This window comes from Runella sp. R0.1_18 (genome assembly GCF_057652155.1).
The window spans coordinates 559,105-572,220 of record NZ_JBYFCK010000004.1 but is presented as its reverse complement, the minus strand read 5'-3'; the positions used below and the strand labels follow the sequence as shown (position 1 = coordinate 572,220).

The following is a 13,116-nucleotide window of genomic DNA, read 5'->3' as shown; positions in this document are numbered from 1 at the left end:
ATTTGAGAATATAGAAAATCCCCCGAGTTATGTAACTTCGGGGGATTTTTGCAACTACCCAACTTCATCTATTTCTATGAGCCTTGCACCCGACAAACATAAAGCCAAAAATGCCGATTTTCCGACGTTCGACAATATATTACAAGCTGCCGAACGCATTCGTAAAGTCGCCAAACACACTGATTTAGAGCTTAATCTCAACTTTTCGGAGCGATACGAAGCCAATATCTATTTCAAGCGAGAAGACTTGCAAGTGGTTCGTTCGTACAAAATCAGGGGAGCGTACAACAAAATGGCCAGTTTATCGGCCGAAGCCCTCGAAAAAGGAGTCGTATGTGCTAGTGCAGGAAACCACGCGCAAGGAGTAGCCTATGCTTGCAATAAGATGCAAGTACGCGGGACGATTTTTATGCCAAGTACGACCCCTGCTCAAAAAGTAAAACAGGTGAAGTTGTTTGGAAAAAACCAGATTGAGGTTGTCCTCCACGGCGACACCTACGATGATGCTTATCACGCTGCGAAGCACTTTTGTGAAGCACACGCCGCTACGTTCATTCACCCTTTTGACGACGTGCAGGTGATGGAAGGCCAAGGCACTGTGGGTTTGGAAATTTTCCGCGATGCAGATTTTAAAATTGACTACTTACTTTTTGCCATCGGTGGCGGTGGACTAGCTTCGGGGGTGACTACCGTTTTTAAACAACTTAGTCCAGCTACCAAGCTCATTGGGGTAGAACCCGTAGGCTCTCCCACGATGCACACGGCCATAAAAGAAGGGCACGTCGTCACGCTCGACAACATTGATAAGTTTGTGGACGGAGCCGCTGTGAAGCGTGCAGGAGAGCATACATTCGAGGTGTGTCGCAAAAACTTGGACGATATTTTACTCATTCCCGAAGGGAAAGTCTGTTCCACGATTTTGCAACTGTACAACGAAGAAGCCATTGTGGTTGAGCCCGCAGGAGCGCTTACCGTAGCCGCACTTGACCAAATCAAAGACGAAATTAAAGGCAAAGATGTGGTGTTATTGATTGGAGGCGGCAACAACGACATCACGCGCACTGAAGAAATTAAAGAGCGTTCGCTCCTCTACGAAGGCTTAAAACACTACTTTATTATTCGCTTTCCGCAGCGTTCGGGCGCATTCAAAGAGTTTTTAAACCACGTGCTCGGCCCCAACGATGACATTGCTCACTTTGAATATTCTAAAAAAACCGCGCGTGAACGAGGCCCTGCTTTGGTAGGAATCGAACTGAGAAACAAAGAAGATTTTGAGCCACTTTTGACCCGTATGAAAGAGCACAATATTCAGTTTGAGTACATCAACAATAAACCTGATTTGTTTGAGTTTTTGATATAAAATTGGTTAAAATCATGCAAAATCCAGTACAAAATAAAGCTCAATTATTTGACCTTATCAGTCAATACAAAACCAGTATTCAGCAATTTGGGGCTGTTCGTTTGGGCTTATTCGGCTCGTTTGTACGCAATGAACAGAACCATGAAAGCGATATTGATTTCTTGGTGGAATTTAAACAGGACATGAAGAAATATAAAAATTTAATAAAACTTGCGACTCTTTTAGAGGAAGTAACTCAACGAAGAATAGACTTACTTACTTGGGAAGGTATTGCCCCTTTTGTACAACGTGAAATCGAAAAAGAAATAGAATATGTCTCCTTCACTGATTGAATACTTGGAGCATATCCAAAAGGAATTAGATTTTTTAGTCAGTAATAGCAAAAGAATAGACTATGAAACGTTCCTCAACGACGATTTTATCAGTAGAGCCTTTCTACGAAGTCTAGAGATTATTGGCGAAGCAGCAAAAAAAGTACCTGACGAAATTCGTTATAAATACCCCGAAGTTGAATGGCGAAGTATGGCTGGACTTCGTGATGTGCTTATCCACCAATATTTTCAAGTGGATTATAGTTTGGTTTGGGATGCGATTCAAGAAGAAGTGCCAACTGCAAAAGAATGGATTGATATTATACTCGAACAAGAAAGAACGAATGAACTTTGATTTCAGAAAATACCACGTGCGCGCCATCAATGCCCGCGACGAAGCCGAAAAGGCGGCCATCAACCAAGAGTTGAAAGATTTGTACGACACGTTGTCTGATGACGACAAAAAAGTGTTCAATGAAGAGTTACAGAAGTTTTTGGTCTCTCAGTACAAAGCCATCGGCGATGAGTACCAGGCGCTGAAAGATGGCGGCGCGTTAAACTAACCTCGGTTAACGGTTAACAAATAACGATTAACTTTCCCCCATGCTTCGCGTCCCTTCTTCCATCAGCGCCCAACAGTTTCAGTCTCTGAAAATTCAGGACACGACTTTTGTGGCCTACCGAAGCGACGTGTATCCCGAGCGTAACGAGATTTTCTTTGAAGAACACGCCGTCGTTGTAGTACTGGAAGGAGAAAAGAAGTTTATCTCCCCCAACCAAGACCTGCACGTGCGCAAAGGACAAATTTTATTTTTCCAACGGGGCTGCTATTCCATGAACGAATCCATCGGAAGCGATTACCGCAGCCTTGTTTTTTTCTTTCACGAAAAGCTACTGAAAGAGTTTGTAAGCCAAAATCAATCGTTGTTCGACAAAGCAGACGTCGAAAACCCTCAGCCTATTTTGGCGTTACAATCCTCTTCGGCCTTTGAAAAGTTCATTGATTCCCTTTTTCCCTATTTCAACTCACAAACGCCCTACTTGAACCAGTTTCTACGACTCAAGTTTCAGGAGCTGCTGCTTCACTTGTTGGAAATCGACGGCTCCAATCAGCTCAAAACCATCTTGTTTAATATTTACAAAGGGCAAAAAACAGACTTAGAATACCTGCTCAACAACTACTATCTGAAACCGCTTACGATAAGCGAATTAGCCCATCTTTCAGGCCGAAGTTTGTCAGCCTTCAAACGCGAATTTGAAGCCCAATTTCACGCCTCTCCAGCGCATTGGATTAAACAAAAACGCCTCGAACAAGCGGCTTTTTTACTCAAAAACGCCAATAAAAACGTATCCGAAGTTAGTATGGAAATTGGCTATGAGAGTGTTTCCCATTTTATTAAAGCTTACAAAGAGAAATACGGGGAAACCCCGAAGAGAAATAAGTAACCCCACAGCTAGCTTTTTGCAAAAATAACCAATTAATCGTCGTCTATCAAAGTATTAAATTGGGTCAAATATCCACAAAGAGCTAAAATCGCTATTGTTTGAGCGAAGGGCGTCATGTCACTTTGAAGGGAATCTCGCAATTTTGTAACGTATTATTCTCCCATTGCATTAATCTCAAATTGATATGTCAAACCAACCAACAACTCTCTTCGACAAAGTGTGGGATGCACACGTTGTCCGCAAGATTGCAGACGGCCCCGATGTATTGTTCATCGACCGCCACTTTATTCACGAAGTAACCAGCCCAGTAGCGTTTTTGGGCTTGGAAAGCAGAGGTATTGGCGTGTTGTTTCCTAACCGTACGTTTGCGACGGCCGACCACAACACCCCTACCATCAACCAACACTTGCCTGTGGCTGACCCACTTTCGGCCAATCAGCTCAAGGCGTTGGAAACCAACACCGCCAAATACGGCATTTCACACTGGGGCTTAGGTCACCAGAAGAACGGGATTGTACACGTAGTTGGACCAGAAAACGGTATCACCCTTCCAGGTATGACCATTGTTTGTGGTGATTCACACACTTCTACCCACGGCGCATTTGGAGCAATCGCATTTGGTATCGGTACATCGGAAGTAGAAATGGTATTGGCGTCGCAGTGTATCATGCAGCCAAAACCCAAGAAAATGCGCATTACTATCAATGGTCAATTGGGGAAAGGTGTCCTTCCAAAAGATGCGGTTTTGTACATCATTTCTCAAATTTCGGCCAGTGGTGCTACGGGTTACTTCGTAGAATACGCTGGAGATGTGTTTGAAAACATGAGCATGGAAGGCCGTATGACGGTTTGTAACATGTCGATTGAAATGGGTGCGCGCGGTGGTATGATTGCCCCTGACGAAAAAACTTTTGCATACCTAAACGGGCGTGAGCAGTCTCCAAAGGGCGAAGCTTGGGAAAATGCCGTTGCGTACTGGAAAACTCTCAAAACCGACGAAGGCGCTGGGTTTGACTTGGAATACACCTACGACGCGGCCGACATTGAGCCCCAAATTACTTACGGAACCAACCCTGGCTTGGGAACGGGTATTACCAAACACATCCCGAAAGCTGCCGATGTACTTGACGGAGCCGCTTCATACGCTAAGTCGTTGAACTACATGGGATTTGCCGAAGACGAAAGCATTTTAGGCAAAGCCATTGATTTCGTCTTCTTGGGAAGCTGCACCAACGGACGTATTGAGGACTTCCGCGCGTTTGCCTCGGTCGTAAAAGGTCGCAAAAAAGCCGACAACGTGACGGCTTGGTTGGTACCAGGTTCACACATTGTAGAAGCCCAAATCCAAGAAGAAGGTATTTTGGATATTTTGACCGAAGCAGGTTTTCAATTGCGCCAACCAGGCTGCTCTGCTTGTTTAGCGATGAACGACGACAAAATTCCTGCGGGTAAATATGCCGTGAGTACCTCTAACCGTAACTTTGAAGGTCGTCAAGGCCCAGGAGCGCGTACGTTATTGGCCAGCCCATTGGTAGCTGCGGCAGCGGCTATTACAGGTAAAGTCACTGACCCACGGGAGTTTTTGTAGTTCTATTACGCATAAATTACATTGTCACCCTGTAAGGGTCTAATAATCATTCATCATGGCATACGATAAATTCACCATACTAACCAGTTCGGCAGTGCCTCTTCCGTTGGAAAACGTGGACACTGACCAAATCATCCCCGCTCGTTTCTTGAAAGCCACTGAGCGTAAAGGATTCGGCGACAACCTGTTCCGCGATTGGCGCTACAACGGCGACGATACGCCTAAGGCCGATTTCGTTTTAAACAATCCTTTGTACAGCGGTAAAATCCTAGTAGGCGGCCGTAACTTCGGAAGCGGTTCGAGCCGTGAGCACGCTGCTTGGGCTATCTACGATTACGGATTCCGTTGTGTAGTATCCAGCTTCTTTGCAGATATTTTCAAAAACAACGCCATCAACGTAGGGATTTTACCCGTGACGGTAACGCCTGAGTTTTTGGATAAAATTTTCCAATCCATCGAAAAAGATGCCAACGCAGAGTTGACGGTCAACCTTCCTGAACAAACCATCACGATTGTTGCGACGGGCGAATCGGAGTCATTTGACATCAACGGCTACAAAAAACACAACCTCATCAATGGCTACGACGATATCGACTATCTACAAGCTATGAAAGAGGAAATCGGTGTATTTGAAGCCGCTCGGCCTTACTAATTTCTATGAGATACATCGAAATAATGGATACGACACTCCGCGACGGTGAACAGACCAGCGGGGTGTCTTTTTCGGCTTCGGAGAAACTCGCTTTGGCGCAGTTGCTACTTACGGAAGTCAACGTGGACCGTATCGAAATTGCTTCGGCACGGGTATCGGCGGGAGAATTGAAAGCGGTCCAAAAAATCACGAAGTGGGCGAACGAAAACGGCTATATCGACAAAGTAGAAGTACTTACGTTTGTGGACGGCGAAGCGTCTATTCATTGGATGCTTGAATCGGGAGCGAAAGTAATGAACCTCCTTACCAAAGGGTCGCTTAATCACTTGACGCACCAACTCAAAAAAACGCCCGAAGCGCACTTTGCTGACATCCAAAAAGTAATCGAAGTAGCCCAATCGAAAGGAATTTCGGCCAACGTTTACCTCGAAGATTGGAGCAACGGAATGCGCAATTCACCCGAATATGTATTTCAATTTCTTGATTTTCTAACCACTCAGCCCATTCTACGGGTGCTGCTTCCCGATACATTAGGCGTACTTACTCCTGCCGAATCGTATTCGTACATCAAGTCGATTGTGGAACGCTATCCCAATCATCACTTCGATTTCCACGCCCACAACGACTATGACCTCGGCATTGCCAACGTCATGGAAGCCGTGCGGGCAGGCGCACACGGGTTGCACTTGACCGTCAACGGCATGGGCGAACGAGCGGGCAATGCCCCCTTGGCCAGTGCCATTGCGGTATTGAAAGACTTTATGCCAGAAGTGGAAACGGGCGTAGTGGAGGAATCGTTGTTTTCGGTGAGTAAGATTGTCGAAACCTTCTCTGGGTTACGCATCCCTGCGAACAAGCCTATTGTGGGCGACAACGTGTTTACCCAAACCGCAGGAATTCACGCCGACGGCGACAAGAAAAACAACCTCTATTTCAACGAATTGATGCCTGAGCGTTTCGGGCGGAAACGTTCGTATGCTTTGGGAAAAACGTCGGGCAAGGCCAATATCGAGAACAACCTGCGCGAATTGGGCATTAAGCTTTCTGACGAAGACCTCAAGAAAGTAACGCAGCGTATCATCGAGCTCGGCGACCGCAAAGAAGTAGTGACGCAAGAGGACCTTCCGTACATTATTTCGGACGTATTGGACACCAATGCGATTGAGTTCAAGATTGAGATTCTCAATTATGTCCTGACGCACTCCAAAGACCTTCGCCCTTCGGCTACGCTAAAACTCAAAATTGAGGACGAGACGTTTGAAGAAAACGCGCAAGGCGACGGTCAGTACGATGCGTTTATGAATGCATTGAAGAAGATTTACGCCAAGAAAAGCCTTGAACTTCCTTTGTTGACCGACTACGCCGTCCGTATCCCAACGGGTGGGAAAACCGATGCCCTTTGCGAAACGGTCATTACGTGGAACTGGAACGGTAAAGAATTCAAGACCAGAGGCTTAGACTCTGACCAAACGGTTTCGGCCATCAAAGCCACGCAAAAAATGCTGAATTTGATTTCGCTTTAATTTTTTATAGGACACAAAGTTTCTCAGAGTTTATGGCACAGAGTATCACAGAGTTAAACGCGCTTTCTCAGATTATTCTGAAGCAAGCCTTCGATGTACATTCTGCGCTTGGCCCTGGCCTTTTAGAAAGTGCTTATAAAGAATGTTTAGCCTATCGTTTGACAAAAAATGGGCTATCGGTAGAAAAAGAGAAGCCTATGCCCCTAGTTTTTGAAGAAATTAGATTAGATCAAGGCTATCGGCTGGATTTGCTGGTAGAGAACAAAATTGTAGTTGAGTTAAAATCAGTTGAATCACTTAATGATTTACACACTGCACAGGTTTTAACCTATTTAAAATTAGGCAATTACAGATTAGGACTTCTATTAAACTTTAATGTAAAAAGCTTAAAAGAGGGAATCAAAAGATTGATTTTATAATTCTGTGAACCTCTGTGCAAAACTCAGTGTAACTCTGTGACCTAAAGAATAAAATGGCAAAAAAACACATCCTTATCGTACCCGGTGACGGAATCGGGCAAGAAGTTACCACGGTTGGTAAACAAGTACTAGACCGTATCGCCGAAAAATTCGGCCACGAATTTACCTACGACGAAGCCCTCATCGGCCACGTCGCCATCGAAGCCACGGGCGACCCGCTTCCTGAAGAAACCCTCGTAAAAATGCGCGCTTCGGACGCTATCTTGTTTGGCGCCGTAGGTCACCCAAAATACGACAACGACCCATCTGCGAAAGTACGTCCAGAGCAGGGCTTGTTGAAAATGCGTAAAGAACTTGGTTTGTACGCCAACCTCCGCCCTATCAAGCTGTTCGACGAATTGTTGGAAGCCTCAAGTATCAAGCCCGAAATCCTAAAAGGCAGCGATATTCTCTTCTTCCGCGAATTGACGGGCGACGTGTATTTTGGAAAACGCGAGCGCCTCGACGACGGAAACACGGCGTACGACACCATGATTTATAGCAAATACGAAGTAGAGCGTATTGCCCGTAAAGCATTTGAAGCGGCTCGTACACGTAGCAAAAAATTGATGTCGGTTGATAAAGCCAACGTTTTGGAATCGAGCCGTTTGTGGCGTGAAGTAATTCAAAAAATCGCTCCCGAATATCCAGATGTAGAAGTTGAGCATCAGTTCATTGACGCTGCTGCGATGTTGCTTATCAAAGACCCACGCCGTTTTGACGTAGTGGTAACGGGTAACCTTTTCGGAGATATTTTGACCGACGAAGCAAGCCAAATCGCAGGTTCGATGGGTATGTTGGCTTCGGCCTCGGTAGGCGATAGCACGGGCGTTTATGAGCCTATCCACGGTTCGGCGCACGACATTACGGGCAAAGGCGTAGCCAATCCGTTGGCTTCTGTACTTTCTGCCGCGTTGTTGTTGGATATTTCCTTTGGCCTAAAAGCCGAAGCAGATGCCATCATCGCAGCGGTTGATAAAGTATTAAAAGACGGTTTCCGCACGCGCGACATCGCCAACAGCGAAACCCCAGCCGACAAAATCCTAGGCACCGACGCCATGGGCGCTGAGTTGCTGAAGCATTTGTAGGATTGATGGTTCGAACCGTTAAAAATATACTATCAAAGCCCCACCTAGCCATCGTTTGGACGGTGGTTATTTTGGGGCTTTGCTCTATTCCACGTCAAGAAATGCCCGATGGAATGGGTTCTGACAAACTTCACCATTTTGGAGCATTTGGTATTTTGGGCGCGCTTTGGTATTGGGCTAAACCTAACCCTTGGTGGGTAATTATCAGCGGAAGTCTATACGGGTTATTTATTGAAGTATGGCAATATGTGATGCCCATTGGCCGCACATTCGACTTGTATGACGCCTTTGCCGATGCGGTTGGGGTAGTCGTCGCGGTGCCTATTGCGCACTTGATTTGGAAATATACCAAAACCTATGAGGTTTGAATCAAAGCGAATAAATAAACCTCATAGGTTTCAAAAACCAACCTCGTGAGGTTGTAATAACCTCGACTTAATAATAAAACGTACTCCCATCGGTATTTCTAACGAAAAACTAGCACCCCGCCCTGACACTACGTCGAGCGTTAAATGCGTGTGTTTCCAATACTGAAACTGGTCGCGCGACATGTAAAAATCACAGCCGTGGATTTCTCCCAGCTTTATATCGGTTTCGTTCAACATCAACTCCCCTACCTCAAAGCACATGGGCGCTGACCCGTCGCAGCAGCCGCCACTTTGATGAAACATCAATGCGCCATACTTGGCGCGGAGCGTGTCAATGACCCGCTCCGCCGCCTCCGTTATTGCGATTCTGGACATACCTAGAAAAACCCTAACTTGTTCTTATCGTACGAAATCAGCATATTTTTGGCCTGACGATAATGATTTAACATCATCTTGTGCGTCTCACGGCCAATGCCTGATTTTTTATACCCACCAAACGGCGCATGAGCAGGATACGCATGGTAGCAGTTTACCCACACACGACCCGCTTGCACCGCACGCGCTACTTTGTAGGCTTGGTGGGTGTCGCGCGTCCATACTCCTGCACCGAGGCCATAAAGTGTATCATTGGCAATTTCAATCGCCTCCTCTTCCGTTTTGAAGGTGGCTACGCATACCACTGGCCCAAAAATTTCTTCTTGGAAAATACGCATTTTATTGTTGCCTTTGAACAATGTTGGCTTGATGTAATATCCACCTTCAAGTCCTTCGTTGTAAGCAGCGCCACCGCCCGCCAACAACTCTGCCCCTTCTTCTTTTCCGAGGTCGATGTAATGCAGAATCTTTTGGTATTGGTCGTTAGATGCTTGCGCTCCCATCATTGTACTTGGATCAAGCGGGTGTCCCAGCTTAATGGCGTTAATACGCTCAACTACGCGCTGAATAAAGGCGTCATAGATAGATTCATCCACCAAAATTCGCGACGGACACGTACATACTTCCCCTTGATTGAGGGCAAACATCGTTGCTCCTTCCAAACACTTATCGAAGAATTCGTCGTCGGCATCCATGATGCTTTTGAAGAAAATATTTGGTGATTTCCCTCCCAATTCAAGTGTAACAGGAATGATATTTTTGGAAGCATACTGCATGATCAGCTGCCCAGTTGTAGTTTCGCCCGTAAACGCAATTTTATTGATACGAGGGCTAGAGGCTAATGGCTTACCTGCTTCAATGCCAAAGCCGTTGACGATGTTCAGTACACCCGCTGGCAACAAATCTTGAATCAATTCAGCCAACACCATGATTCCCACGGGCGTTTGCTCGGCAGGTTTCAAGACTACACAGTTTCCAGCGGCCAGTGCTGGTGCAATTTTCCAAGCGGCCATCAATAACGGAAAATTCCAAGGAATGATTTGCCCAACCACACCAAGCGGTTCGTGCACAATCAGCGATAACGTATTGGAATCCAACTCCGAAGCCGAACCTTCTTCGGCCCTAATTACACCTGCAAAGTAGCGAAAGTGGTCAATCGCCAAGGGCAAATCAGCGGCTTTGGTTTCGCGAATTGGCTTACCGTTGTCCCACGTTTCTACGCTTGCCAATAGTTCTAAATTTGCCTCCATCGCATCCGCAATTTTTAGCAAAATGTTACTTCTCGTCGTCACCGAGCTGTTATTCCACTGCGGAGCGGCGACCCAAGCAGCATCCAAAGCAAGATTTATGTCCTCTTCGGTCGAACGGGCTACTTTGGTAAATACCTGTCCGTCAACGGGTGAGGTGGTTTCAAAATATTCGCCTTTGACAGGGCTGACCCATTGTCCGCCAATGAAGTTATCATAGTGTGTTTTAAAGATGGGCTTCGCCACCAAGTTGTTTTGTTGGGTGATTACAGTTGACATCGTTTAAGGGCTTTGTGTTTCAAAAAGATTTTGCACAAAACAACCTTCAAAAAATTACATTTGATTGACTTATCCTGCCCACTATTTTCCCTATACTATCAACTGATTGCACTATTCTATCAACTGTTGTACTATACTACCATTGTATGCGTTTTTGAAGTACTTTTAGTATGATTTTAAGAATTAATACAACAAATTCTTTAGCAATACATACCCATGGTTGAGTTGAATCCCTTGCATTATCAAAACCGCCGCCTCGAAACGTTGGTAGAAAATCGTACCCTGCATACGCTTAACAATGCAGAACTCAACATTTTTGAGACGCATCAAAAGGCTGCGCAAGTGATGTTGCAGTTTCGCGAACCAGTGTTGGCAAGTATGATACGTGGTAAGAAAATTATGCACCTTCAGAATACACCTTCGTTCGGGTTTTTGCCAGGGGAATCAGTGATTTTGCCTTCCAACGAGTTGATGTGTATTGATTTTCCCGAAGCCTCCGAACAAAACCCTACGCAGTGCCTAGCGTTGGCCTTCAACGAAGCCAAACTCCAACAGGCCGTCAATTTGCTCAATGAACGTGGGTTGAAACAAAATGGAAAGGAATGGAGCATGACCGATTATAATTATCATTTTACCAACGACATTGCCATCAACCAAATCCTCCAGCGGCTTATTTTTATTTTCACCGAAAACCACCCCTCTAAAGATATTTTTGCCGATATGCTGCTCCAAGAGCTTATCATCCGCATTTTGCAAACTGAATCTAAGAGTATTTACCTTAAAAAGTCTTACACCCAACCCAACAACGACCGCATTTCGTTTATACTTAATTTCATTCGGGAAAATATCACCGAAGACCTTACCATTGAGTTGCTGAGTGAAAAAGCCTACATGAGTGAGTCGAATTTTTACCGTACGTTTAAGCACGAGACGGGTTCTACTCCCATTGATTTTATCATCGAAGAGCGTCTAAAATTAGCAGAAAGTCTGCTTCGTGACCCTAAAATGAGCGTCAAAGAAGCTTTTATGGCCAGTGGATTCAATAGCTTTTCGTACTTCTGCCGTATTTTTAAGAAAAAGAAAAACCTTTCTCCCAGTGAGTTCAAGGAAAAATCAAATCAGCTTAAAAATCGGTCTGCGGCGTAAAACAAAGTGCGTCAGAGACGCTATTCCACATCCGCCCCGAAACGCAGTTCGGGACGAGCGCCCCGCCCCAAATTCCAGTTTGGGGCGAAAAAAGGATTCGCGTCTCCGACGCATTTACAGAATATTGGCCTCAGAGCCGCTATTCCACACCCGCCCCGAAGCACAGTTCGGGACGAGCGCCCCGCCCCAAATTCCAGTTTGGGGCGAAAAAAGGCTTCGCGTCTCCGACGCACTTACTGAATAGTGACGTCGGAGACGCAAAACCACACCCGTCCCGAAGCACAGTTCGGGACGAGCACAAAGCACAAAACCTCCCAAAACATTAACAATCAACTCATTCCAAAAAATCTTCTAGGATATTTTAAAATTCATCTCTCTATTTCGCCGACCTTACGATAGTAAACCAAGAATATCGTAAACGATGGCCTCAAGCAAATACTACATTCGAAATCCTGAAGAAGTGTATTTTCTAACGTCAACCGTTGTGGATTGGGTAGATGTATTTACTCGACCAATCTACAAAGACATCATCGTGGACTCCCTACGTTATTGTCAGTCTCATAAAGGACTAATGCTGTATGGTTGGGTCTTGATGAGTAATCATCTTCATTTACTGGTTCAAGCCAAAGAGGGAAAGTTATTAGGTGACATTATGCGAGACTTCAAGCGATTCACCGCCAATCGCCTCCTCGAAGCTGTTCAACTTGAAAATGAAAGCCGTAGAGAGTGGTTAATGCATAAGTTTGAATGGAATGCAAAATATAAATCTAGCCACGAGAAGTATCAATTTTGGCAAGCGGGAAATCATGCCAAAGAATGTTTTTCATTTGCATACATTGAACAAAAACTAAACTACATTCATCAAAACCCAGTAAGAGCAGCCATTGTAGAGTATCCCGAAGAATATCTATATAGCTCTGCAAGAAATTATGTAGGGAAAAAAGGACTTCTTGACATTACTAGCATTTATGGCTGAACGTGGCGTCGGAGACGCTATTCCACACCCATCCCGAAACACAGTTCGGGACGAGTGCCTGCCCGCCCCAAATTCAAATTTGGGGCGAAAAAAGGATTCGCGTCTCCGACGCACTTACTGAATAGTGGCGTCGGAAAAACAACGCAAAACCACACCCGTCCCGAAACGCAGTTCGGGACGAGCGCCAGCCCGCCCTAAATTCCAGTTTGGGGCGAAAAAAGGCTTAGCGTCTCCGACGCACTTACTGAATAGTGGCGTCGGAAAAACAACGCAAAACCACACCCGTCCCGAAACGCACT

Annotated in this window: 17 protein-coding genes; 13 read left to right on the top strand and 4 right to left on the bottom strand. The window is 45.5% G+C overall.

Features of this window, described 5'->3' with window-relative positions:
• Window positions 1–76 precede the first annotated feature (76 nt).
• The 11 genes from ilvA (at window position 77) to AC23P2_RS10275 (ending at window position 8,794) form a co-directional block, all read left to right on the top strand.
• Complete coding sequence (gene ilvA, locus AC23P2_RS10325; protein ID WP_487773108.1) at window positions 77–1,360, top strand: threonine ammonia-lyase; 1,284 nt, start codon at window positions 77–79, stop codon at window positions 1,358–1,360.
• Between the two features lie 14 nt (window positions 1,361–1,374).
• The gene (locus AC23P2_RS10320; RefSeq protein ID WP_472491545.1) at window positions 1,375–1,692 is read left to right on the top strand and encodes a nucleotidyltransferase family protein; all 318 of its coding nucleotides are present in this window, start codon (window positions 1,375–1,377) and stop codon (window positions 1,690–1,692) included.
• Entirely contained in the window at window positions 1,673–2,026 is a 354-nt protein-coding gene (locus tag AC23P2_RS10315; protein ID WP_487773107.1) for a HepT-like ribonuclease domain-containing protein, read from the top strand. Before AC23P2_RS10320 ends, AC23P2_RS10315 begins: the two co-directional genes overlap by 20 nt.
• The gene (locus tag AC23P2_RS10310; protein ID WP_487773106.1) at window positions 2,016–2,234 is read left to right on the top strand and encodes a hypothetical protein; all 219 of its coding nucleotides are present in this window, start codon (window positions 2,016–2,018) and stop codon (window positions 2,232–2,234) included. The genes AC23P2_RS10315 and AC23P2_RS10310 overlap by 11 nt, the downstream gene beginning before the upstream one ends.
• A 40-nt stretch (window positions 2,235–2,274) precedes the next feature.
• The gene (locus AC23P2_RS10305) at window positions 2,275–3,117 is read left to right on the top strand and encodes a helix-turn-helix domain-containing protein (protein WP_028522070.1); all 843 of its coding nucleotides are present in this window, start codon (window positions 2,275–2,277) and stop codon (window positions 3,115–3,117) included.
• A 184-nt stretch (window positions 3,118–3,301) separates the two neighbouring features.
• Window positions 3,302–4,705, top strand: coding sequence for a 3-isopropylmalate dehydratase large subunit (gene leuC / locus AC23P2_RS10300; protein ID WP_487773105.1), 1,404 nt, complete (start codon window positions 3,302–3,304; stop codon window positions 4,703–4,705).
• Window positions 4,706–4,760: 55 nt separating this feature from the next.
• Window positions 4,761–5,357, top strand: coding sequence for a 3-isopropylmalate dehydratase small subunit (leuD, locus tag AC23P2_RS10295; RefSeq protein WP_487773104.1), 597 nt, complete (start codon window positions 4,761–4,763; stop codon window positions 5,355–5,357).
• 5 nt (window positions 5,358–5,362) lie between these two features.
• Window positions 5,363–6,880, top strand: a complete 1,518-nt coding sequence (locus AC23P2_RS10290; protein ID WP_487773103.1) for an alpha-isopropylmalate synthase regulatory domain-containing protein — start codon at window positions 5,363–5,365, stop codon at window positions 6,878–6,880.
• Window positions 6,881–6,912: 32 nt separating this feature from the next.
• Window positions 6,913–7,299 carry a GxxExxY protein gene (locus tag AC23P2_RS10285; protein WP_487773102.1) on the top strand — a complete coding sequence of 129 codons (387 nt, stop codon included), beginning with the start codon at window positions 6,913–6,915 and terminating at the stop codon, window positions 7,297–7,299.
• Between the two features lie 53 nt (window positions 7,300–7,352).
• Window positions 7,353–8,426: a 3-isopropylmalate dehydrogenase gene (gene leuB / locus AC23P2_RS10280; RefSeq protein WP_028522076.1), complete on the top strand. Its 1,074-nt coding sequence runs from the start codon at window positions 7,353–7,355 to the stop codon at window positions 8,424–8,426.
• Window positions 8,427–8,431: 5 nt separating this feature from the next.
• The gene (locus AC23P2_RS10275) at window positions 8,432–8,794 is read left to right on the top strand and encodes a VanZ family protein (RefSeq protein ID WP_487773101.1); all 363 of its coding nucleotides are present in this window, start codon (window positions 8,432–8,434) and stop codon (window positions 8,792–8,794) included.
• 30 nt (window positions 8,795–8,824) lie between these two features.
• On the opposite strand, the gene AC23P2_RS10270 is transcribed toward AC23P2_RS10275, so the two are convergent.
• Entirely contained in the window at window positions 8,825–9,169 is a 345-nt protein-coding gene (locus AC23P2_RS10270) for a DUF779 domain-containing protein (RefSeq protein WP_487773100.1), read from the bottom strand.
• Window positions 9,170–9,171: 2 nt separating this feature from the next.
• Window positions 9,172–10,695 carry an aldehyde dehydrogenase family protein gene (locus AC23P2_RS10265; RefSeq protein WP_487773099.1) on the bottom strand — a complete coding sequence of 508 codons (1,524 nt, stop codon included), beginning with the start codon at window positions 10,693–10,695 and terminating at the stop codon, window positions 9,172–9,174.
• A 216-nt stretch (window positions 10,696–10,911) separates the two neighbouring features.
• Here AC23P2_RS10265 and AC23P2_RS10260 point away from each other — a divergent pair, with 216 nt between their 5' ends.
• Window positions 10,912–11,841 carry an AraC family transcriptional regulator gene (locus AC23P2_RS10260; RefSeq protein WP_487773098.1) on the top strand — a complete coding sequence of 310 codons (930 nt, stop codon included), beginning with the start codon at window positions 10,912–10,914 and terminating at the stop codon, window positions 11,839–11,841.
• Between the two features lie 114 nt (window positions 11,842–11,955).
• On the opposite strand, the gene AC23P2_RS10255 is transcribed toward AC23P2_RS10260, so the two are convergent.
• Window positions 11,956–12,174, bottom strand: coding sequence for a hypothetical protein (locus AC23P2_RS10255; RefSeq protein WP_487773097.1), 219 nt, complete (start codon window positions 12,172–12,174; stop codon window positions 11,956–11,958).
• An 88-nt stretch (window positions 12,175–12,262) separates the two neighbouring features.
• Here AC23P2_RS10255 and AC23P2_RS10250 point away from each other — a divergent pair, with 88 nt between their 5' ends.
• Window positions 12,263–12,817: an REP-associated tyrosine transposase gene (locus tag AC23P2_RS10250; protein ID WP_487773096.1), complete on the top strand. Its 555-nt coding sequence runs from the start codon at window positions 12,263–12,265 to the stop codon at window positions 12,815–12,817.
• A 114-nt stretch (window positions 12,818–12,931) separates the two neighbouring features.
• On the opposite strand, the gene AC23P2_RS10245 is transcribed toward AC23P2_RS10250, so the two are convergent.
• Window positions 12,932–13,116, bottom strand: a 185-nt coding sequence (locus tag AC23P2_RS10245) for a hypothetical protein (protein WP_487773095.1), incomplete at its 5' end; no start/stop codon positions are given.

Excerpts from the sequence above, each read along its gene's own strand:
- ilvA (WP_487773108.1), top strand. The coding sequence starts at position 77 with ATGAGCCTTGCACCCGACAAACATAAAGCCAAAAATGCCGATTTTCCG.
- AC23P2_RS10320 (WP_472491545.1), top strand. The coding sequence starts at position 1,375 with ATGCAAAATCCAGTACAAAATAAAGCTCAATTATTTGACCTTATCAGT.
- AC23P2_RS10315 (WP_487773107.1), top strand. The coding sequence starts at position 1,673 with ATGTCTCCTTCACTGATTGAATACTTGGAGCATATCCAAAAGGAATTA.
- AC23P2_RS10310 (WP_487773106.1), top strand. The coding sequence starts at position 2,016 with ATGAACTTTGATTTCAGAAAATACCACGTGCGCGCCATCAATGCCCGC.
- AC23P2_RS10305 (WP_028522070.1), top strand. The coding sequence starts at position 2,275 with ATGCTTCGCGTCCCTTCTTCCATCAGCGCCCAACAGTTTCAGTCTCTG.
- leuC (WP_487773105.1), top strand. The coding sequence starts at position 3,302 with ATGTCAAACCAACCAACAACTCTCTTCGACAAAGTGTGGGATGCACAC.
- leuD (WP_487773104.1), top strand. The coding sequence starts at position 4,761 with ATGGCATACGATAAATTCACCATACTAACCAGTTCGGCAGTGCCTCTT.
- AC23P2_RS10290 (WP_487773103.1), top strand. The coding sequence starts at position 5,363 with ATGAGATACATCGAAATAATGGATACGACACTCCGCGACGGTGAACAG.
- AC23P2_RS10285 (WP_487773102.1), top strand. The coding sequence starts at position 6,913 with ATGGCACAGAGTATCACAGAGTTAAACGCGCTTTCTCAGATTATTCTG.
- leuB (WP_028522076.1), top strand. The coding sequence starts at position 7,353 with ATGGCAAAAAAACACATCCTTATCGTACCCGGTGACGGAATCGGGCAA.
- AC23P2_RS10275 (WP_487773101.1), top strand. The coding sequence starts at position 8,432 with ATGGTTCGAACCGTTAAAAATATACTATCAAAGCCCCACCTAGCCATC.
- AC23P2_RS10270 (WP_487773100.1), bottom strand. The coding sequence starts at position 9,169 with ATGTCCAGAATCGCAATAACGGAGGCGGCGGAGCGGGTCATTGACACG.
- AC23P2_RS10265 (WP_487773099.1), bottom strand. The coding sequence starts at position 10,695 with ATGTCAACTGTAATCACCCAACAAAACAACTTGGTGGCGAAGCCCATC.
- AC23P2_RS10260 (WP_487773098.1), top strand. The coding sequence starts at position 10,912 with ATGGTTGAGTTGAATCCCTTGCATTATCAAAACCGCCGCCTCGAAACG.
- AC23P2_RS10250 (WP_487773096.1), top strand. The coding sequence starts at position 12,263 with ATGGCCTCAAGCAAATACTACATTCGAAATCCTGAAGAAGTGTATTTT.